This is a genomic window from Streptomyces sp. NPDC028368 (assembly GCF_055565615.1).
Genome location: NZ_JBVHTY010000019.1, coordinates 48,394 through 68,139, shown reverse-complemented (window position 1 = coordinate 68,139; position 19,746 = coordinate 48,394). Strand labels below are relative to the sequence as shown.

Genomic DNA, 19,746 nt, shown 5'->3' with positions numbered 1-19,746 from the left:
CTAGATGTGGTGTCGCGGCGCTTATAACCGCCTACCGCGTGTCGCGGTGGCGGCGGGCCGGGGCGGTCGCCCACGAGGGTACGGGAAGCCACCCGGGCGGCGGGTCGCAGGGGCGGGGATGACAGAATCCGGTGCAGTATCAAGGACTCGGTAATCGTCGCGAAAGCGTGTGCCAAAAGCCCGAATTGCCTTTCCGCCATACACCCAGCTACTTGATCGGGTCAGCCAATCAGCGACTTTTTCACTCGAACGTGTGTTTGGCGCAACCTTTCGAAAGCAACTACCGTTGGCTAACTAGGGAGAACATTTCGAGAGGGGCCGACGTGACCACCACCGCAGACAGCGCGACCATCACCGCACAAAGCCACTCCCAGAGCCGGTTCGAGCACCCGCAATCGGCACGCAATACGCCGATGGACGACGCCACGTTGGACTCCGAAGAGCCAAAGCCCACGCGCTCGCTGCCGGGCCGACCGCCAGGGATCCGGGCCGACAGTTCGGGGCTCACCGACCGCCAGCGCAGGGTGATCGAGGTGATCCGGGATTCGGTGCAGCGGCGCGGCTATCCGCCGTCGATGCGGGAGATCGGCCAGGCGGTCGGGCTGTCCAGCACCTCGTCCGTCGCCCACCAGCTGATGGCTCTGGAGCGCAAGGGATTCCTGCGGCGCGACCCGCACCGCCCTCGCGCGTACGAGGTCCGCGGCTCGGACCAGACCACCAGCGCGGCGACGGAGACGGCGGGCAAGCCCGCGGCGTCCTACGTCCCGTTGGTGGGGCGGATCGCCGCCGGTGGGCCGATTCTCGCCGAGGAGTCGGTGGAGGATGTCTTTCCGCTCCCCCGCCAGCTGGTCGGCGACGGTGAGCTGTTCGTGCTGAAGGTCGTCGGCGACTCCATGATCGAGGCCGCGATCTGCGACGGCGACTGGGTCACCGTCCGCCGCCAGCCGGTCGCCGAGAACGGCGACATCGTCGCCGCGATGCTGGACGGCGAGGCCACCGTCAAGCGCTTCAAGCGCGAGGACGGCCATGTGTGGCTGCTGCCGCACAACGCCGCGTACCAGCCCATTCCCGGCGATGAGGCAACGATCCTCGGCAAGGTGGTGGCGGTACTGCGCCGCGTCTGACACCCCGCCCACAGGACAGCCCCGGGACCACTGCGCCGGTTCCGGGGCTCTGTGCTGCCTGTGCCGCTCAACCGCGGCCGCTCTCGCGGAGGCGGTTGATCTCCGGTGGGGGCTGCTCAACTGATGGTTGCGGTTGAAGCCCCCACGGGGCTCAGCCCTCTGCCTGCTTTGCCGCCGCGTCGATCGCCGCCAGTGACCGCCGCACCTGATTGCGGTCCGTCGTGTACCAGAAGTCCGGCATGGACTTGCGCAGGAAGGAACCGTAGCGGGCCCGCTCCACGCGGGGGTCCAGGACGGCCACCACACCGCGGTCCCCGGTGGCGCGGACCAGGCGGCCCGCCCCCTGGGCCATCAGCAGGGCCGCATGGGTCGCGGCGACCGCCATGAAGCCATTGCCGCCGGCCTCCTCGACGGCCTTCTGGCGGGCGCTCATCAGCGGGTCGTCCGGACGCGGGAAGGGCACCCGGTCCATCACCACCAGCTGGCAGCTCGACCCCGGGACGTCGACGCCCTGCCACAGGGACAGCGTGCCGAACAGACACGTACGGGGATCCTCGGCGAAGGCCCGGATCAGCTCGCCGAGCGTTTCCTCGCCCTGGAGGAGCACCGGCGCGTCGAGGCGGCCGCGCAGCGCCTCGGCGGCTGCCCGTGCGCCGCGCATCGAGGAGAAGAGCCCGAGCGTCCGCCCTCCCGCGGCCTCCACCAGCTCCGCGAGCTCATCGAGCATGTCCTGGCGGTCGCCCTCACGGCCGGGCTGGGACAGATGCTTGGCGACATAGAGGATGCCCTGCTTCGCATAGTCGAACGGGGAGCCGACATCCAGGCCCTTCCAGGACGGAATGTCCTCGCCCTCGGTGCCCTCGGGGGCAAGGCCCAGCGAGGCGCCGACGCCGTTGAAGTCGCCGCCCAGCTTGAGGGTGGCGGAAGTCAGAACGACGGAGCGGTCCGCGAAGAGCTTCTCCCGCAGGAGCCCGGAGACCGACAGCGGAGCCACCCGCAGCGACGCACCGAAGCGGTCATGGCGTTCGTACCAGACCACGTCGTACTCGGAGCCGTTCGCGATGCGCTCGGCCACCGCGTGGACACTCTCCAGCGAGGCGAGCGCCTGCTTGCGGACGGCGTCCTCGTCCTGGACGGATTTGTCGCGGGTCGAGCCGAGCGCGGAGATGACCGTACGGGCCGCATCGCGCAGCGCCATCAGGCAGTAGCCGAGGTCCTCGGGGATCTCTTCCAGGCGGCCGGGCAGCGCCAGCTCCATCAGGCGCTCGAAGGTCTCGGAGGCGGTCTGAAGCTGGTCGGCGGCCTTTTCGTTGACGAGCTTGGCGGACCGGCGCACGGCGCGGTTCACCTGGCCGGGGGTGAGCTCGCCGGTGGCGACGCCGGTGACCCGGGAGACCAGCTCATGGGCTTCGTCGACGATCAGGACCTCGTGCTGCGGAAGGATCGGCGCGCCCTCGATGGCGTCGATGGCGAGCAGTGCGTGGTTGGTGACCACCACGTCCGCCAGCTTGGCGCGCTCCCGGGCGGCCTCGGCGAAGCACTCCGCGCCGTACGCGCACTTCGATGCGCCCAGGCACTCCCGCGAGGAGACCGAGACCTGGCCCCAGGCGCGGTCGGAGACACCGGGGCTGAGCGCGTCGCGGTCGCCGGTCTCGGTCTCGTCCGCCCAGTCGCGCAGCCGCAGCAGGTCCTTGCCCAGCTTGCTGGTGGGCGTCGCCTGCTCGAACACGTCGAAGAGGCCGTCCTCCTCTTCCTGCGGGACGCCTTCGTGCAGGCGGTGCAGGCAGAGGTAATTGGAGCGGCCCTTGAGCATGGCGAACTCCGGGCGGCGGCGCAGCTGCGGATGGAGCGCCTCGACCGTACGCGGCAGATCGCGCTCGACCAGCTGGCGCTGGAGGGCGAGGGTGGCCGTGGCGACCACGACTCTCTCGCCGTGCGCGAGGGCCGGGACCAGATAGCCGAGCGACTTTCCGGTGCCCGTGCCGGCCTGTACGAGCAGATGGGACTGTTCGTCCACGGCCTCGGCGACGGCCTCGGCCATCGCCACCTGGCCGGGGCGCTCGGTGCCGCCGACGGCGGTGACGGCGGCGTGGAGCAGATCGGGGAGGGAGGGCTTCGTCATAGCGTCTGCAAGCCTACGCGGGACCACTGACAGCCGGACCGGTCACAGGGCAGGTACCGGTCACCCGACATGTACCGGTCACGGGGCGTGCAGGGGGTTGGGGACGGTGCCGTGCACCGCGGCATGCGGACGGCCCGGCCGGTCGCGGTAGCCGTCGACGTGGAGCCGGTTGCGGTTCAGGCACAGCCGCGCGATCCGCGGGGTGAGCAGGTCGAACGTCTCGTACCGCTCCTTCAGACTCGGGAAGCGTTCGTGGTGGCGCAGGATCTCCGCCCGCACGAGTGACCAGAACTCGTCCTCGGGAACGCCCAGTTGCTCCTCACACAGCGGCGCCAGATAGCGGAAGACGCCGACGAAGAGACCGGAGTGGATGAACTGGATGAGGAAGGACGGCGGTTCGGTCAGCAGCACCGCCCGTACCTCCTCCGACATGGAGTCGTGTTCCGGCAGCGGCCGGGAGCTGGTGTTGACGTCGTCGACGAAGTCCTTGACCGCGAGGCGGGTGGGGATGTCGTGCTCGTCGAAGACCACGATGGCGTTCTCGCCGTGCGGGGAGAAGACCGTGCCGTACTGGTAGAGGAAGTGCAGCAGGGGCGGCAGCAGGGCGGCGAACAGCCGGCGCAGCCAGACGCGCGGGGCCAGGCCCGAGCGGTGCACCAGCTCCGCGGTCAGCGCCCGCCCGCGGGGGTCGGTCTGCAGCAGCGAGGCGAGGGTGCGGGCGCGTTCGCCGGGGTCGAGGTGGGGGGTGACCGGCTCGCGCCAGATACAGCCGAGGAGCTCCTTGAACTGGTACGGGACGCCGGGCAGCCGGTCGTAGAGGGGGTGCTCGACGGTGACGGAGGCGATCTCGCCGAGCAGGATCACCCGGGTCTCGTCACGCAGATACGGGTCCTCGTCGCGCAGGCCGTGGACCCAGCGGGTGACGGCGGGGGCGGCGAGGGTGCGCTCGGTGGGCAGGCCGCGCCAGACGAGGGTGTTGAGGATGGACAGCGGCAGCTTGACCGTGCGGGCCTGCGGGCGGCTGATGTTGGTGAAGGTGCGGATCGACTGCTGTGGGAGGCGGAGGTCGTTGTCAGTGGGCAGCGCGATGATGGATCCGTCGGCGAGCTGCGGCGCGAAGAGCGGGGCGATGGTCTCGTCCCACTGCCAGGGGTGCACGGGGAGGTAGAGGTAGTCGGCGGGGTCGCGGCCCTGGTCGGTGACGGTGCGGGCGAAGGTGTCGAGGACGGCGGGGGCGAGTTCCTCGCGGTAGAGACGATCGGGGGTGGCGAGGGTGGGGATACCTCGGTAGTGGGCGAGGCTGTGGTGCGCGGCGATCCAGGGCAGCCGCTCGGGGGTACGGGCTTCCGGGGCCCAGCGTGCCGCGTCGGCAGCCGAGAAGCCGAGCCGGCCCTTGTTGGCGACGAGCCAGGGGTGGCCGGTCTGGCGGCCTTCGAGGGCGGCGTAGTCCAGGTCGGCGAGGTCGGCGGCGCTCACGGAGGCGGCGTCGAGGCGGGTGTCGGCGGCGAGGGTGGCGGTCAGCTCACGGATGAGATGGCCGGTGGTGTCGCCGGACAGGCCCAGCACGGCGTCATGGGCGTGGGTGAGGAAGCGCAGCGGGTCGGCGTCGGGGGTGATCGAGTCGGGGTCGACGCGCCAGTGTCCGTAGGCGCCGCGGCGGGCGGCGAAGCGATAGACCACGTCGTCGGTGACCGGCAGGCGGTATCGCGGGGTGCCGTCGGGGGTCGTGCCGTCGGGCTCGGGGGTGAGGATTTCCTCGTACGCGAACTCCGCCAGGGTCTTGGCGAACAGTCGGCGTGCGGCGTGCTGCCAGGCGCTGTGCGGGGGCTGGGGCGCGGGAGACAAGGCGGGACTCCTCGAAGCGGGACGGGCCCGGCACGTACGGGGGACAACCGGGGCGGAGATGGACGGGGGCGGGTGGTGCGGCGGGCTCCGGGACGGGGCCGGGGGCGTCGAGGGACGGCCCCGGGGTCAGAGCAGGTGGCGATGGTCGCGGTCGCGGATCATCAACGCCGCGTGTTTGCCGGGCAGTTCGATCTCCTCGGAGTAGTGGAACCCGGCGCTCAGGAACGCCGCCACGGAGGCGGTGTTGCGCAGGTCGGGCTCGGCGATGACGCGCCGGCACAGCGGCCGGTGGTCCAGTACGAGATCGGCGACGGCGCGCAGCAGCGTGCCGCCCAGGCCGCGGGCGCGGTCGCCGACGCCGCCGATGAGGAGGTGCAGGCCGGTGTCCTGGGGCCGGGCCGGGTAGCAGCGGGCGACGAGGTCCAGGTCGGCGCGGTAGATCTCCCAGTAGCTCATCGGGACGCCGGCCAGCACCCCGAGGCAGGGCACGCTGCGGCCGTCGCCGTCCAGCTGGGTGCGCAGATGGGCGGCGGTGATCTCCGGGTCGCCGGCCAGCTCCCAGAAGGCCGCGACGGCCGGGTCGTTCATCCAGCCGGCGATCCGGTCGAGATCGCGGTCCGGCTGGACGGGTACGAGCGCGAAGGGCCCGGCGGGGGTGTCGGCGGTGGCCCAGTGGGCCGGGCTGTCGAGCGGGTCGCCGGCGGCCGGGGTGCCGGCCGGGGTCGGCTGTCGGTGCTCCTCGGCGGGCAACGTGCCCCATTCGGGCGGGAGTTGCAGCTCGAGGGTGTCTTCGGGGCTGGAGCCGGAGCTGAGGCCGGGGTCGGTGGTGGGCACGGCGACACTCTCCTCTCGTGGCCGCCTGCCGCGGGGCCTTGTGGGTCGCGGGCGGCGCCTGGGGCCGGTGGGCGGGACGGGGGGCTAGGTGGCGAGGGGGTTGGGCACGGTGACGTAGACGGACTGGGTGTCGACCGGGCCGACGAGCTCGTCCAGGCCGTGCAGCCGGGTGGCGAGGTTGGCCTTGCAGCGCAGTGTGCGGGCGGTGAGCAGGTGCTCGGGCAGGGTCGAGCGGTGTGCGCGGGGCGTCGCGGCGGCGTCGGCGAGGAAGCGGCGGAAGGCGGCGAGCAGGATCTCCTCCCGGATCAGGCGTTGTGCGCCGAAGGCTCCGATGAGGCCGAGGACGTTGTTGATGCCGAGGTAGTAGGCGAAGCGTTCGTCGGTGACGTCGTCGGCGACGAAGGTGTCGCTGGTCGCGCCGATTCCGGGCAGCCGCCGCTGGAGGTCGGCGCGCCGGGAGGCACGGAAGTAGTAGCCCTGGTTGTCGCGGTAGCGGCCGCCGACCGGCCAGCCGTCGGGGTCCAGCAGCACGAGGGTGTTCTGCTGGTGGGCTTCCAGGGCGATGCCCGCGGTGCCGTCGAGCCACAGGACGGGCCGTACGACCGCCTCGAGATAGCGCAGGAACCATTCGGTGGCGACGGCGCCCTGGGGACGGCCGGTGCGGGCGCTGAGCGTACCGACGAGATCTTCGAGCCGGGAGCGCACACCGGGGTGTCCTGGCCAGGGCCGGGGCGAGGTGAGCCCGGCGATGCAGACGGCGTCGTCGGTGGTGGTGAAGGGGTTGTGGCGGATGACGACGTCCAGGCCCTGGACGGGGCGGCCGTCGAGGCCGTCGACGGCGAGATAGGCCGGGTCGCGGATGATGTCGAAGCCCGGGTGGACGGCCTGCCACTGCTCGGCGAGGCCGGTGCGCAGCAGCCGGTGGACCTCGACGCCGCGCTCCAGTTCCTTGCGGAGGTTCTCCCGGCGGGAGTTCGTGATGCGCAGGCCCAGGGAGAGCTTGAGCATGGCGTCCGCGTCGGGCCGGTAGACGGTGCGGACGGAGGAGGTGGGGTGCCAGCGGGGGCCGGCGGGGCCCAGGTCGTGCAGCAGGCCGGCGTCGCGGAGGGCGGCGATGTCGGGGCGGCCGGCGAGTTCGCGGGCCTGCCAGGGGTGCAGCGGCAGCGGAACGGTGTCGTCCGGGAGGTGGAGGTCGGCTTCGGCGAGTTCGGTGGCGAGCCGTTCGGCCGGGACGGGCTTGCCGCGTTCGGTCCAGGCGGAGTCGGTGGCGAGGACGGAGCGGTGGACGGCCATCCAGTGCAGCGGGAAGGCCCCGCGCAGTTCGGGTGAGTAGGCGCGGGTCTCGGCGTCGGTGAGGCCCTCGCGGCTCTTGGGGGTGGGGTGCAGCGGGTGGCCCAGGAGGAGGGACTGCTCGGCTTCGAGGAAGAGGGAGGCATGGGAGTCGGCCGGGCGGGTGCGGCGGTCGGCGAGGAAGACGGCGGTGCTGCGGACGGAGCCCGCGACCCGGCCGACGAGTTCGGCGCCGTCGCCGTCGGGTGCCTGCGGCCGCTCGCCCTCCGGCGCGTGGTGCCGCTCGCCGGGTTTCTGGGGCGCCCGAGCGTCGGGCGCCCGCCCGTCGCCGTCCGGTGCCCGGCGCTCGCCGCCGTACGCGGCCTCGCGGCGCAGCAGGGCGGCGACGGTGACGGCGTCCAGGGGCGCGGCGAGGGTGGGGGCGCCTTCGAGGTCCGGGGCGTCGAGGCGGTGCCAGCCGGTGGGTGACCAGTAGCGGACGGGGATGTGCAGGGCGGTGCCGCTGGCGTAGAGCGGGATGCGCAGCCGGCCGCCGGCCGGGCGGCGGGCGCCGCTCTCACGGATCCAGCAGCGCAGCAGGCTCTCGATCCCGGCGGCGTCGGCGGCGGCTGCCGGGTCCGGGTGGTCGAGGGGGTCGGCGTCGGCGGGCAGAGCCCGGTCGCAGGGGCGCGGGGTGCCGTGGCCGGCCGCCGCGGGCCGGGTCTGGCGGTCCTCGAGCGGCTGGTGGCAGGCGTCGTCGTCCGCGGTGTGCCGCTGCTGGCGGGGCACGGTCTCGCTGGTGACGGCGCCTTGGGGGGCGGGCAGGAGCTCGGCGGCCGGGGGCCCGTCGGAACCGGGGCGTTCGTTCATGGGGATGTGCCTCGCATTGTCGTGGGGGACGAGCCCGTCGGCCCGGGGGTGGTGCGGACCGCCGCCGCGATGGCGTCGGCGAGGCGGTCGAGGATCGCGTCCGCCTGTTCGTCGGTGATGGTCAGGGGCGGCAGCAGGCGGACCACGGCGGAGTGCCGGCCGCCCAGTTCGACGATCAGGCCGCGGTCCAGGCAGGCGCGCTGGACGGCGGCGGCGAGTGCGGGGTCGGCGGGGCGGGCGCCGCCGGCATCCGCGTCGGCGTCGCGGTCGACGAGCTCGACGCCGAGCATCAGACCGCGGCCGCGGGTGTCGCCGACACAGTCGTGGAGGGCCGCCAGCGAGCCGAGCCGGGCGAGCATCCGGGCGCCCAGTTCCTGGGCGCGCCGGGCGAGTTGGTTCTTGCGTACGTAGGCGAGGGTGGCGCTGCCCGCGGCCATCGCGAGCTGGTTGCCGCGGAAGGTGCCGGCGTGCGCGCCGGGCTGCCAGGCGTCGAGTTCCCCGCGGTAGACGATCACGGCGAGCGGCAGGCTGCCGCCGATCGCCTTGGACAGGACCAGGACGTCGGGCACGATCCCGCTGTGTTCGATGGCCCAGAAGGTGCCGGTGCGGCCGACGCCGGTCTGCACCTCGTCCACGATCAGCGGGATCTGCCGGTCGGTGGTGATCTCCCGCATCCGCCGCAGCCAGGCGTCCGGTGCGGGGATCACGCCGCCTTCGCCCTGGACGGGTTCCAGGATCATCCCGGCGGGCCGGGGCACTCCGCTCTTGTCGTCGTCGAGCAGGCTCTGGGTCCAGCGGGCGGAGAGTTCGGCGCCGCGCTCGCCGCCGGTGCCGAACGGGCAGCGGTAGTCGTAGGGATAGGGCAGGCGGGTCACGGTGGTGTGGCGCGCTCCCCCGGACGCCGCCAGCGCCTCGGCGGTCATGCCGTGGTAGGCGCCGGAGAAGGCCATCAGGCCGTCCCTGCCGGTTGCCGTCCGGACGAGTTTGAAGGCGGCCTCCACGGCGTCCGTGCCGGCCGGGCCGCAGAACTGGATGCGTGCCGTTTCGGCCAATTCGCGTGGCAGCGTGGCGAACAGCTCGGTGATGAACGCGTCCTTGACGGGGGTTGCCAGGTCGAGGATGTGCAGCGGCGCGCCGGAATCGAGGACCGCGTGGATGGCTTCGAGCACCACGGGGTGGTTGTGCCCGAGCGCCAGGGTGCCGGCGCCGGAGAGGCAGTCGAGGTAGCGGCGGCCGTCGGCGCCCTCGATGGTCAGCCCGCGGGCGCGCACCGGGACGATGGGAAGCGAACGCGCGTAGGTGCGGGCAGCGGACTCACGCAGGGACTGGCGGCGCAGAATCCCTTCGTGGGCCGACGGCGCTGCCGCCGGCACGGTTTCGGTCAACGCCACGGCAGTTGTGTCCTCCTGCTGGTGTGCTGTTGGATGCCGCGCGGGCCGTGTGGGCAGCCCGGCGCTCCCCCTTACGTACCAACGACGGTGCCGACGGCGGATCACGGCCACCGTCAAGATCCTTGCGGTGGCGGAACCGGGGACCCGACTACCGCCGTCTTGCTCGGCACCGGCATAGTGGGGGGTCGCGCCGGGATCATGAGGTTCATGACAAGTCCGCCTACGGCGCGACCGCACACCGGCCACACCGGCCCAGTCCTTATCCACACAGGGGGAACTCACCCATGCGATCCATACGTCGGCCAGTCCTGGCCGCCGCGGCCCTCACCGCCGTAGTGGCGCTGACCGCCACCGGCTGCGGGCCGGAGGGCGACAACGCAGACGCCAAGCCGACCCAGTCGGCCCAGGGCAGCTCGGGCGGGGGTGAGATCAAGATCCCCCAGGACTTCCAGGACAAGCTCAAGGAACACGGCATCGACCTGGACAAGTGGAAGAACGGGGAGTGGAAGAACTGGGACAAGGACAAGTGGCTTCGCGAAGCCGGCCAGTTCATCAACCCGATCATCAAGGACTTCTGGAATCCGGACAAGATCGGTAAGGCCAAGCCTCCGCAGGACGACACGAAGCCCGGGGATGTCTCCGAGGACCAGGGCAAGACCGACCCCGAGCCTGCCGCCGTCGCGGCTCAGGCCGTGAAGACTCCGTACACCACCACCGCTCCCGGTATCGGACTGCTGGTGTTCAGCACCCCGGAGGGCGACGCGCGTTGCTCCGCCACGGTCGTCAAGGACCCGGCGCACCCCGGTAAGTCCAACCTCGTGTGGACCGCGGCGCACTGTGTGCACGCCGGCAAGAACGGCGGCTGGTACCGCAACCTCGTGTTCGTGCCGAGCTTCAACAAGAACGGCGGGTCCGCCGACAAGCTGAAGACCACGCCGTTCGAGGACCGCGTGCCGGAAGGCAAGTGGTGGGCGGACGACCTGGCGACCTCCAAGGAGTGGATCAGCGACGGCGGCGCCGTGCCGGGCGTGCCGATGGCTCCGTACGACTTCGCGCTGATGCATGTGAAGTCCGAGGCAGGCACCGGCGGCAAGTCGCTGGAGGAGATGGCCGGCGGCGCGTACGAGGTGGACTTCAACGCTCCGGCGATCGGCAAGATCCCGAGCCTGACCGCGCAGGGCTACCCGGCCGAGGCACCGTTCGACGGCGCCTCGCAGCAGCAGTGCACCGACAAGCCGACCCGCCTGTCGATGGACGCCAAGAAGCCGACCATGTACCGCATCGGCTGCACGATGACCGGTGGCTCCTCCGGTGGCCCCTGGTTCATCAAGGGCAAGGACGGCAAGCCGGTCCTGGCCTCCAACATGTCGATGGGTCCGCGGCCCGCCAAGTGGGCGGCCGGCCCGCACCTGGGCCCCGAGGCCAAGTCCCTCTTCGACGCGATGAGCAAGAAGTGGGCCAGCAAGCAGTAACCCGGTGAGGGTGGGTGCCGGCCTCGCTTCGGCCGGCCCCCGCCGCACCTCCCACGCATGATGAAGGCCCGCCCGGGGATTCCCCGGTGCGGGCCTTCGTCGTGTGCGCCGTGGCCGTACGGGTCCGCTAGGCGGCCGGGACGAACGGCTGGAACTCGGCGGCCAGTTCCTCGTGCACCCGCGCCTTGAGGACCGTGCCGTCCGCGGTGTGCTCCTCGGAGATGACCTCGCCCTCGGCGTGTGCGCGGGAGACCAGGGCGCCCTGGGTGTAGGGCACCAGCGCCTCGATCTCGACCTGGGGGCGCGGCAGTTCCTCGTCGAGCAGGGCGAGCAGTTCCGTCATGCCCTGGCCCGTACGGGCCGACACGGCGAGGGCGTGCTTCTCGTTGCGCAGCAGCCGCTGCAGCACCAGCGGATCGGCGGCGTCCGCCTTGTTGACGACCACGATCTCGGGCACGTCCGTCGCGCCCACGTCGCGGATCACCTCGCGTACGGCGGCCAGCTGCTCCTCCGGCACCGGATGCGAGCCGTCGACCACATGCAGGATGAGGTCGGAGTCGGCGACCTCCTCCATCGTGGAGCGGAACGCCTCGACGAGGTGGTGCGGCAGGTGCCGGACGAAGCCGACGGTGTCGGCGAGGGTGTAGAGCCGCCCGCTGGGGGTCTCGGCCCGGCGGACGGTCGGGTCCAGGGTGGCGAACAGGGCGTTCTCCACCAGGACACCGGCGCCGGTGAGGCGGTTGAGCAGGGAGGACTTACCGGCGTTGGTGTAGCCGGCGATGGCGACCGAGGGGACCTTGTTGCGCTTGCGTTCCTGGCGCTTGATGTCCCGGCCGGTCTTCATCTCCGCGATCTCCCGGCGCATTTTCGCCATCTTCTCGCGGATCCGCCGCCGGTCCGTTTCGATCTTGGTCTCACCGGGACCACGGGTGGCCATGCCGCCGCCCGCCGAACCGGAGCCGCCGCCACCCATCTGCCGGGACAGCGACTGGCCCCAGCCACGGAGCCTGGGGAGCATGTACTGCATCTGCGCCAGCGAGACCTGCGCCTTGCCCTCCCGGGACTTGGCGTGCTGGGCGAAGATGTCGAGGATCAGGGCGGTGCGGTCGACCACCTTGACCTTGACGACGTCCTCGAGATGGATCAGCTGGCCCGGGGAGAGCTCACCGTCACACACCACGGTGTCCGCCCCGGATTCGAGCACGATGTCGCGCAGTTCCAGGGCCTTGCCGGAGCCGATGTAGGTGGCCGGGTCGGGCTTGTCGCGGCGCTGGATGACACCGTCGAGCACCAGGGCGCCGGCGGTCTCGGCGAGCGCGGCGAGCTCGGCGAGCGAGTTCTCCGACTCCTGGACCGTGCCGGTGGTCCAGACACCGACGAGCACCACGCGCTCCAGGCGGAGCTGGCGGTACTCGACCTCGGTGACGTCTTCGAGCTCGGTGGACAGGCCTGCCACACGGCGCAGCGCCGCACGCGCCGAGCGGTCGTACTGGTCGCCGTCACGCTCCCCGTCGATCTCGTGGCTCCAGGCGACGTCCTCTTCCATCAGGGCGTCGGCCCGAAGGCTCTCGGGGAGGCGCTGCCGGTCCTGCGGAAGGGAAGAAGAGGAGGTCATTTGATCCTTTGTGTCGTTGGGAAGTCCTCGTCGGGGACCTCGCGGTCCCACCGGGACTGTCGCTGGTGACAACGTCTGAGCCACGCGGGAGATTCCCGGCCGCTTCGGCGTCGACCCGAAGATGGTCGCACGGCCCGTCACGGCCCGTCACGCGGGTTTCCGGCGTTTTCCCGCAGCGGGGCGCCCGCTGTGCCTCGGACGGCCCACCGGGGCCCCTCGCCGGTCAGTGCGTGCGCGTGACCCGCCACTCCGGGTGGCCCGGCATCGGCGGGGTCTTCGCGCCGTAGAGCCAGCCCTGGAAGAAGCCGGTCAGGTCCTCGCCGGCGATCTCGGAGGCCAGGTGGACGAAGTCGGCGCTGCTCGCGTCGCCGTCGCGGTGGCGGGTCAGCCAGGTGCGTTCGAGGCGGTCGAAGGCAGCGGGGCCGATCTTGTGCCGCAGTGCGTAGAGGATCAGTGCTCCGCCGTCGTAGATGACCGGCCGGAAGATGCTGATCTTCTTGCCGGGCTTGGCGATCTTGGGCGCCGCGGGCGGGCCGCCGTCGGCGCGCCAGCGGTCCGAGAGCTGGTACGCCCGCTGCATCCGGGTGTCCCAAGAGGCCTTGGGGCCGCCCTTCTCCTGGGCGTAGAGCCCCTCGTACCAGGTGGCGTGGGCCTCGTTCAGCCAGACGTCGGACCAGCGGTGCGGGCTGACGCTGTCGCCGAACCACTGGTGGGTCAGCTCGTGCACCATGATCGACTCGACGTACCACTCGGGCAGCCGGCCGGTGAACAGGCCCTTCTCGAAGAGCGAGAGGGTCTGGGTCTCCAGCTCGAAGCCGGTTTGGGCGTCCGCGATCAGCACCCCGTAGTTCTCGAAGGGGAACGGGCCGACCTTGCTCTCCATCCAGGCCAGCTGACCGGGGGTCTTGGCCACCCAGCGGGCGAGCGCCGCGCGGTCGGCGACCGGTACGACGCTCCGCACCGGCAGGCCGTGCGGTCCCGCGCTCCGCAGCACGACCGACCGGCCGAGGGACACCTGCGCCAGCTCGGGTGCCATCGGGTGGGCGGTCCGGTACGTCCAGATCCGGCGCGGCCCGCGCTCGGCCCGCTCGAGGGGCTCCCCGTTGGCGACGGCCGTCACGCCCTGGGGGGCGCTGATACGGAAGGTGAAGGACGCCTTGTCGGAGGGGTGGTCGTTGCAGGGGAAGACGCGGTGCGCGGCGTCGGCCTGGTTGGCCATCGCCAGCCCGTCGGCGGTACGGATCCAGCCGCCGTCGCTCTTGCCGCGCGGGTCGCTGGTGTGCCGTACGACGATCCGCAGCTGCTCCCCCGGGGAGACGCCGGCGACCGGGGTGACCACCAGGTCCTCGCCGTGCTGCTCGTAGTGGGCGGGCAGGCCGTCGATCTCCACGGAGCTGACCTTGCCGCGGGCGAAGTCGAGGTTGAGGTGGTCGAGTGCCGCGGTGGCGCGGGCGGTGATCTCGGTGACGGCGTTCAGCGGCCGGTCGTTGTGGCCGGAGTAGTCCAGGTCCACGAGGTAGGACGTGACGTCGTAGCCGGGGTTGCCAAGGGTGGGGAACAGGCGGTCGCCGATACCGAGCGCGCCGGGGGCGGCCGGGGGCGGGGCGGCGCCGATGAGGGCGACGGCGGCCAGCGAGAGGGCGGCGGCGCGGCGGCCGGCCCGCCGTGGGATCGACCGGCGCGGGAGGCGGGACGCGGCAGCGGCGGGACGCTCGGTATCGGGGGACGGTCGACGCGAGGGAAGCGACATGGGCTACCGCTATCAGCGCGGGTCCCCGGCCCGTGGACGGCACGGCACTACGGCACTCGAAAGGGCGGTGGTTCAGGCGTCCGGCTTACGCCCGGGTGCGGCGCGGCCGTCAGGGGCGTAGCGCGGCGGCCGGCCTGGCCCGCCCCGCGCGCAACACATCGAAGACGCCAGGCACTTCGCGCATCGCCCGCATCAGGGAGGGCAGGCCGGCGGCGTTGGGCAGATGCAGCGTGTAGGTGTGGCGTACCCGCTGCTCATGCGGGGGTTCGACGGCGGCGGACACCACGGCGACGCCCTGGGCGGCGATCGCTTCGGTGAGGTCGGCCAGGAGGTGCGGCCGGCTGAAGGCCTCGGCCAGGAGGGTCACCCGGCAGCCGTGACCGGTCCGGCCCGCCCGCCGCCAGCGCACCCCGACCGGCTGCCGGCCGGTCGCCGCCATACGCGCCACGACGGGACACAGGGCGCGGTGCACGGTGACCGTGCCGCCCCGTACGGCGAATCCGGTGACGTTGTCGGGGGGCACGGGGGTGCAGCAGCGCGCCAGCCGTACGGACGCGCCGGGCAGATCCGCGACGGCCAGAACGGCGGCGGGGGTGATCTCGGCCGTGTCGCAGGGGTCGTGATCCGTGGCGGCGGGGCCTGCCTGGGGGGACTCCGGGGGCGGCTCGCCGGTGTCCGTCCCGGTGGGACGCGACAGCCACCGGGAGATGGACAGCCGGGCGGCTGGGGTACGGGCGTGGTCGAGCCACTCGGGTGCGGGCCCGGTGGCGGAGTCCGGGGCCATCAGGAGATGCAGGCTGTCGCCGTCGCGGAGGACGGTGGCGAGGGTGGCGAGGCGGCCGTTGACCCGGGCGCCGATACAGCAGTGCGCCGCCTCGCCGTACCGGGCATAGGCGGCGTCCACACAACTCGCCCCCGCGGGCAGCCCGATACAGCCGTCCGCGGGGCCGTTCGCCGGGCCGCCCGCGCAGAAGACCGTGATCTCCAGGTCCTGCGCCAGATCGTCGCGCAGCGAGGTCCAGAAGGTGTCCGGGTCGGGGGTGGTGCGCTGCCATTCCAGGAGGCGGGAGAGCCACCCGGGGCGGGTCGGGTCGGCCCGTTCACCGTCCGGGGCGTCCGGTCCGTCCGTGGGGGCGTACGGGTTGCCCAGCGCGATCACCCCGGCCTCGGCGACCCGGTGCATCTGGTGGGTGCGGATCAGCGTCTCGGCGATCTCCCCGGACTCGCCGGTGACGGCGGTGTGCAGCGACTGGTAGAGGTTGAATTTCGGCGCGGCGATGAAGTCCTTGAATTCGGAGACGACCGGGGTGAAGCAGGTGTGCAGCTCGCCGAGGACCGCGTAGCAGTCGGCGTCCTCGGCGACCAGGACCAGCAGCCGTCCCAGGTCGGCGCCGGTCAGCTCGCCCCGGGTGAGCCGGACGCGGTGCACGGAGACGAAGTGCCGTGGCCGCACCAGGACTTCGGCGTGGATCCCGGCCTCGTCCAGGGTCGTCCGGACCCGCGCCGCGATGGCGGCCAGTGGGCCGGGCCGGGTGGTGTGCTCGCTGACGAGGCGGCAGGTGGTGGCGTACTCCTCCGGGTGCAGGATCGCGAAGACCAGGTCCTCCAGCTCCGTCTTGAGCGCCTGGACGCCGAGGCGTTCGGCGAGCGGGATCAGGACGTCGCGGGTCACCTTGGCGATCCGGGCCTGCTTCTCGGGGCGCATCACGCCGAGGGTGCGCATGTTGTGCAGCCGGTCGGCGAGCTTGATGGACATCACGCGGACGTCGTTCCCGGTGGCGACCAGCATCTTGCGGAAGGTCTCCGGCTCGGCGGCCGCGCCGTAGTCGACCTTCTCCAGCTTCGTCACCCCGTCGACCAGATAGCAGACCTCGTCGCCGAACCGAGTCCGCACCTGATCGAGCGTCACTTCCGTGTCCTCGACGGTGTCGTGGAGGAGGGAGGCGGTCAAGGTCGTGGTCTCCGCGCCGAGTTCGGCGAGGATGAGGGTGACCGCGAGCGGGTGGGTGATGTACGGCTCGCCGCTCTTGCGCATCTGCCCGCGGTGCGAGGACTCGGCCAGCGCGTACGCCTTGCTCAGGATGTCCAGGTCGGCGTCGGGGTGGTGGCCGCGGTGCACCTTGGCGACGTGTTCCAGGGCATCGGGAAGGCCGTCGCGGGGGGCCGCACCGAGCAGCGCGGCGCGCCCGATCCGGCGCAGCCCCTGTACATCCAGCCGGGGGCGGCCGCGCCTGCGGCCCGCTGCTCCGGGGTTACCAGGGTTAGTGGCCTCTGCGCTCATGGGCACCTCCGGCAGCGTCGACCGGCGGTTGGACGTCGTCACTCGGAACGTCCGGGCCGGTGCTTGATGCTACCGAGCCCATCACGCACCGCTGTCCACCTCTCGCTCAGCGTGAAACAGATCACCCATTCGAGCGAATTTCCGGACGACAACGTGTCCGTCAGGCGAGCGCCGTGGTCAGCCAGCCCGGGTCGAAGGTGCCCTCGGCGACGATCACGGCCGGTCCGGTCATTTCGACCGTGCCGTCGGGCAGCTCGGTGATCGACAGGCTGCCGCCGAGTACGTCGACGGTGTAGGTGACGGGCAGGCCGGTCCCGGCGGGATCGATGCCGTCCCGGCGGGCGGCGGCGACCGCGACCGCGCAGGCGCCGGTGCCGCAGGAGCGGGTCTCACCCGAACCGCGCTCGTGCACCCGCATCGCCACGTGCCGCGGGCCGCGGTCGACGACGAACTCGATGTTCACGCCGTCCGGATAAACCCCCGCTGGGCTGAACGGCGGTACGGCCCGCAGTTCCCCGGCGTGGGCCAGATCCTCGACGAAGGCGACCGCGTGCGGGTTGCCCATGTTCACGTTGCGGGCCGGCCAGCTGCGGCCGTCCAGGGTGACCACGACGCTCTCCTCGGGCAGCTCGGCGCGGCCCATGGAGACCGTGACATCGCCGGTCTTGGCGAGGTGCACCCGGCGCACTCCGGCGCGGGTGGCGATGGCGAGTTCGCCCGGCTCCACCAGGCCGGCGTGCAGCAGATAGCGCGCGAAGACGCGGACGCCGTTGCCGCACATCTCGGCGATGGAGCCGTCGCCGTTGCGGTAGTCCATGAACCACTCGGCCTCGTCGGCCATCGCGCGCGCCTCGGGGTGCGCCGCGGACCGCACGGCATGCAGCAGGCCGTCGCCGCCGAGCCCGGCCCGCCGGTCACAGATGCGGGCGGCCGCGGCCGCGGACAGGTCGAGGCGGCCCTCCGGGTCGGGAACGATCACGAAGTCGTTCTCGGTGCCGTGGCCCTTGAGGAAAGCGATGCGCTGCGTGGTCACCCTTGAATCGTACGGGCGGCCGCCCGGGGTCGCGCGTACGGGTCGTGCCGGGGTCAGCGCAGGCGGGCGACGCGCCAGATGGCGAGGGCGGCCAGGACGGCGACCACCGCGGCGTAGATCACCACGATGCGCCAGCCGGCGCGGCGGCCGGAGCCGGGTACCGGCAGTCCCGGCCAGGTGTGGCCGACGCGGCGGGCGGCCATCATGCCCCAGCCGGCGGCGCAGCAGCACAGCAGCAGGCCGAGCATCGCTATCACCGCGCCGCCGTCGCCGCCGAATTCGAAGGCGAGCGGGAAGGCGAACATCAGGGAACCGACGGAGGCGAGCACCACGATCGGCGCGAGCTGCCACAGGCGCAGCCGGCGCGGCGGCCGCAGTTCCCGGAAGGACTCGCCGCCGTCGGTGGGAGCGTCGCTGCCGGCGTCCGGGGCGTCCGAGTCGTCCAGGGTGGCCGGCTCGGCGAGCGGGGCGTCATCGGTGGTGGTCATGTCGTCGTGCGAGTCCGGGCCGTCCTGGGCCAGCGGCATGCCGTCGGCGTCGCTGAGGTCCGTTTCCTGGGCTCCGTTGCGAGGGCCGGCCTCCATTGCCACGCGCCCTCCCCACTGCAGACTGCACGCCTCGATCGAAGGTCGATGATGACACGCCCTCAGGCGCCCGGATGACGGCCGGAGCGTCCCGATGCCATGACGTGATCAGGCTGTGACCGGTCGTTCGAGCAACGCCAGCGCGAGCCGCGGGAGGTCCGCGCGGCGGTCGGCGGCGCCGCTGAGCCAGTGGACGCGCGGATCCCGGCGGAACCAGGAATCCTGACGGCGCGCGAAGCGCTTGGTGGCGCGCACCGTTTCCTCGCGCGCCTCCTGTTCGGTGCACTCGCCCGCCAGCTGGGTGAGCACCTGCTGGTAGCCGAGCGCCCGGGAGGCCGTACGGCCCTCGCGCAGCCCTTCGCCCTCCAGGCGCCGCACCTCGTCCACCAGGCCGGCCTCCCACATGCGGTCCACCCGCCGCGCGATCCGCTCGTCGAGCTCGGGGCGCTCGACGTCGACGCCGATCTGGAGGGTGTCGTAGACGGCTTCGTGGCCGGGGAGGTTGGCGGTGAAGGGGCGGCCGGTGATCTCGATGACCTCCAGGGCGCGCACGATGCGGCGGCCGTTGCCGGCCAGGATCGCGCGGCCCGCCTCGGGGTCGGCGGCGGTGAGCCGGGCGTGCAGGGCGCCGCTGCCCAGTTCGGCCAGCTCGGCCTCCAGGCGGGCGCGCACCTCGGGGTCGGTGCCGGGGAAGTCGAGGGCGTCGATGGCGCCGCGTACGTACAGGCCGGAACCGCCGACCAGGACCGGCGTGCGCCCCTCGGCGAGCAGCCGGTCGATCTCGGCGCGGGCCAGCCGTTGGTACTCGGCGACGCTGGCCGCGCGGGTCACCTCCCAGATGTCCAGGAGGCGGTGCGGGACGCCCTGCTGTTCCTCGGGCGTGAGCTTGGCGGTGCCGATGTCCATGCCGCGGTAGAGCTGCATGGAGTCGGCGTTGATGACCTCGCCGCCCACGGCTTGCGCGAGCGCGACGCCCAGATCGGACTTTCCGGCCGCGGTGGGACCGACGACGGCGATGACCCGCGGAGCGGGAACGGCGGTGTTCACCCCGTCAGTCTCGCAAACTTCGCGCCCTCATCTCGAACGAGCGACGTGACGGGCCACCCATGGCGTCGTTGCCTGTTCGAGGTCCCGAGAGCCGGTGCACAACCGGCGCCCGGGGGCGGCGCAATGGGACGCTCCGGGCCACGACGGATTTCACCCATATGAGTACGGTAGGAGCTGTTATGAGCCTGTTTTCGCTGTTTCGGCGGCGCAAGGAATCCGCGGAATCCGAGGCGGCGGTGGCGTCGGCGGAGCCCGTGGAGTCGACGGAAGGGGCGGCAGAGGGGGAGGTGACCCAGGCGTCGGAGGCCGGTGCCGAGGGGGCGGCGACGCAGGAGGCGGCCGGGGGCCCGGAGGGCGAAGAGGCCCCGGAGGGACCGGAGGCGGCCGGCGCCGAGCCCGACGGGAACCCCGGGATTCCGCGGCAGCAGTCCACGGGCGCGGCGGCCGACAGCGACGCCGGGGACGGCGCCCGCAAGTAGGGCGGCACCCGGCGCGGGGCCCATGGGTGG

At 72.4% G+C, this 19,746-nt stretch carries 14 protein-coding genes; 3 read left to right on the top strand and 11 right to left on the bottom strand.

Annotated elements, in window-relative coordinates:
* The first annotated feature begins 323 nt into the window (after window positions 1-323).
* Entirely contained in the window at window positions 324-1,124 is an 801-nt protein-coding gene (lexA, locus tag ACZ4S3_RS33685; RefSeq protein ID WP_467941336.1) for a transcriptional repressor LexA, read from the top strand.
* Window positions 1,125-1,275: 151 nt separating this feature from the next.
* On the opposite strand, the gene ACZ4S3_RS33680 is transcribed toward lexA, so the two are convergent.
* The 5 genes from ACZ4S3_RS33680 to ACZ4S3_RS33660 all read right to left on the bottom strand — a co-directional run bounded on the left by ACZ4S3_RS33680 (window position 1,276) and on the right by ACZ4S3_RS33660 (window position 9,455).
* Window positions 1,276-3,246: an ATP-dependent DNA helicase gene (locus ACZ4S3_RS33680; protein WP_467941332.1), complete on the bottom strand. Its 1,971-nt coding sequence runs from the start codon at window positions 3,244-3,246 to the stop codon at window positions 1,276-1,278.
* Between the two features lie 78 nt (window positions 3,247-3,324).
* Window positions 3,325-5,091: an IucA/IucC family protein gene (locus tag ACZ4S3_RS33675; RefSeq protein WP_467941330.1), complete on the bottom strand. Its 1,767-nt coding sequence runs from the start codon at window positions 5,089-5,091 to the stop codon at window positions 3,325-3,327.
* Between the two features lie 126 nt (window positions 5,092-5,217).
* Entirely contained in the window at window positions 5,218-5,925 is a 708-nt protein-coding gene (locus tag ACZ4S3_RS33670) for a GNAT family N-acetyltransferase (protein WP_467941327.1), read from the bottom strand.
* Window positions 5,926-6,009: 84 nt separating this feature from the next.
* Window positions 6,010-8,064, bottom strand: a complete 2,055-nt coding sequence (locus tag ACZ4S3_RS33665; RefSeq protein WP_467941323.1) for an IucA/IucC family protein — start codon at window positions 8,062-8,064, stop codon at window positions 6,010-6,012.
* Complete coding sequence (locus ACZ4S3_RS33660) at window positions 8,061-9,455, bottom strand: diaminobutyrate--2-oxoglutarate transaminase family protein (RefSeq protein WP_467941322.1); 1,395 nt, start codon at window positions 9,453-9,455, stop codon at window positions 8,061-8,063. The genes ACZ4S3_RS33665 and ACZ4S3_RS33660 overlap by 4 nt, the downstream gene beginning before the upstream one ends.
* A gap of 284 nt (window positions 9,456-9,739) precedes the next feature.
* On the opposite strand from ACZ4S3_RS33660, the gene ACZ4S3_RS33655 reads away from it, so the two are divergent.
* Window positions 9,740-10,927, top strand: a complete 1,188-nt coding sequence (locus ACZ4S3_RS33655) for a trypsin-like serine peptidase (RefSeq protein ID WP_467941317.1) — start codon at window positions 9,740-9,742, stop codon at window positions 10,925-10,927.
* Window positions 10,928-11,054: 127 nt separating this feature from the next.
* On the opposite strand, the gene hflX is transcribed toward ACZ4S3_RS33655, so the two are convergent.
* The 6 genes from hflX to miaA all read right to left on the bottom strand — a co-directional run bounded on the left by hflX (window position 11,055) and on the right by miaA (window position 19,237).
* The gene (hflX, locus tag ACZ4S3_RS33650; protein ID WP_467941314.1) at window positions 11,055-12,542 is read right to left on the bottom strand and encodes a GTPase HflX; all 1,488 of its coding nucleotides are present in this window, start codon (window positions 12,540-12,542) and stop codon (window positions 11,055-11,057) included.
* A 223-nt stretch (window positions 12,543-12,765) separates the two neighbouring features.
* Entirely contained in the window at window positions 12,766-14,292 is a 1,527-nt protein-coding gene (locus ACZ4S3_RS33645; protein WP_467941310.1) for a M1 family metallopeptidase, read from the bottom strand.
* Window positions 14,293-14,401: 109 nt separating this feature from the next.
* Window positions 14,402-16,573: a RelA/SpoT family protein gene (locus ACZ4S3_RS33640; protein WP_467941306.1), complete on the bottom strand. Its 2,172-nt coding sequence runs from the start codon at window positions 16,571-16,573 to the stop codon at window positions 14,402-14,404.
* Between the two features lie 160 nt (window positions 16,574-16,733).
* Window positions 16,734-17,606 (bottom strand): diaminopimelate epimerase, encoded by an 873-nt coding sequence (gene dapF / locus ACZ4S3_RS33635; protein ID WP_467941302.1) that lies wholly within the window; start codon window positions 17,604-17,606, stop codon window positions 16,734-16,736.
* Window positions 17,607-17,659: 53 nt separating this feature from the next.
* Window positions 17,660-18,190 (bottom strand): hypothetical protein, encoded by a 531-nt coding sequence (locus tag ACZ4S3_RS33630; protein WP_467941556.1) that lies wholly within the window; start codon window positions 18,188-18,190, stop codon window positions 17,660-17,662.
* A 108-nt stretch (window positions 18,191-18,298) separates the two neighbouring features.
* Window positions 18,299-19,237, bottom strand: a complete 939-nt coding sequence (gene miaA, locus ACZ4S3_RS33625; RefSeq protein WP_467941298.1) for a tRNA (adenosine(37)-N6)-dimethylallyltransferase MiaA — start codon at window positions 19,235-19,237, stop codon at window positions 18,299-18,301.
* A 179-nt stretch (window positions 19,238-19,416) separates the two neighbouring features.
* On the opposite strand from miaA, the gene ACZ4S3_RS33620 reads away from it, so the two are divergent.
* On the top strand, window positions 19,417-19,716 hold the full coding sequence (locus ACZ4S3_RS33620; RefSeq protein ID WP_467941295.1) for a hypothetical protein: 300 nt from the start codon (window positions 19,417-19,419) through the stop codon (window positions 19,714-19,716).
* Window positions 19,717-19,746: the final 30 nt, after the last annotated feature.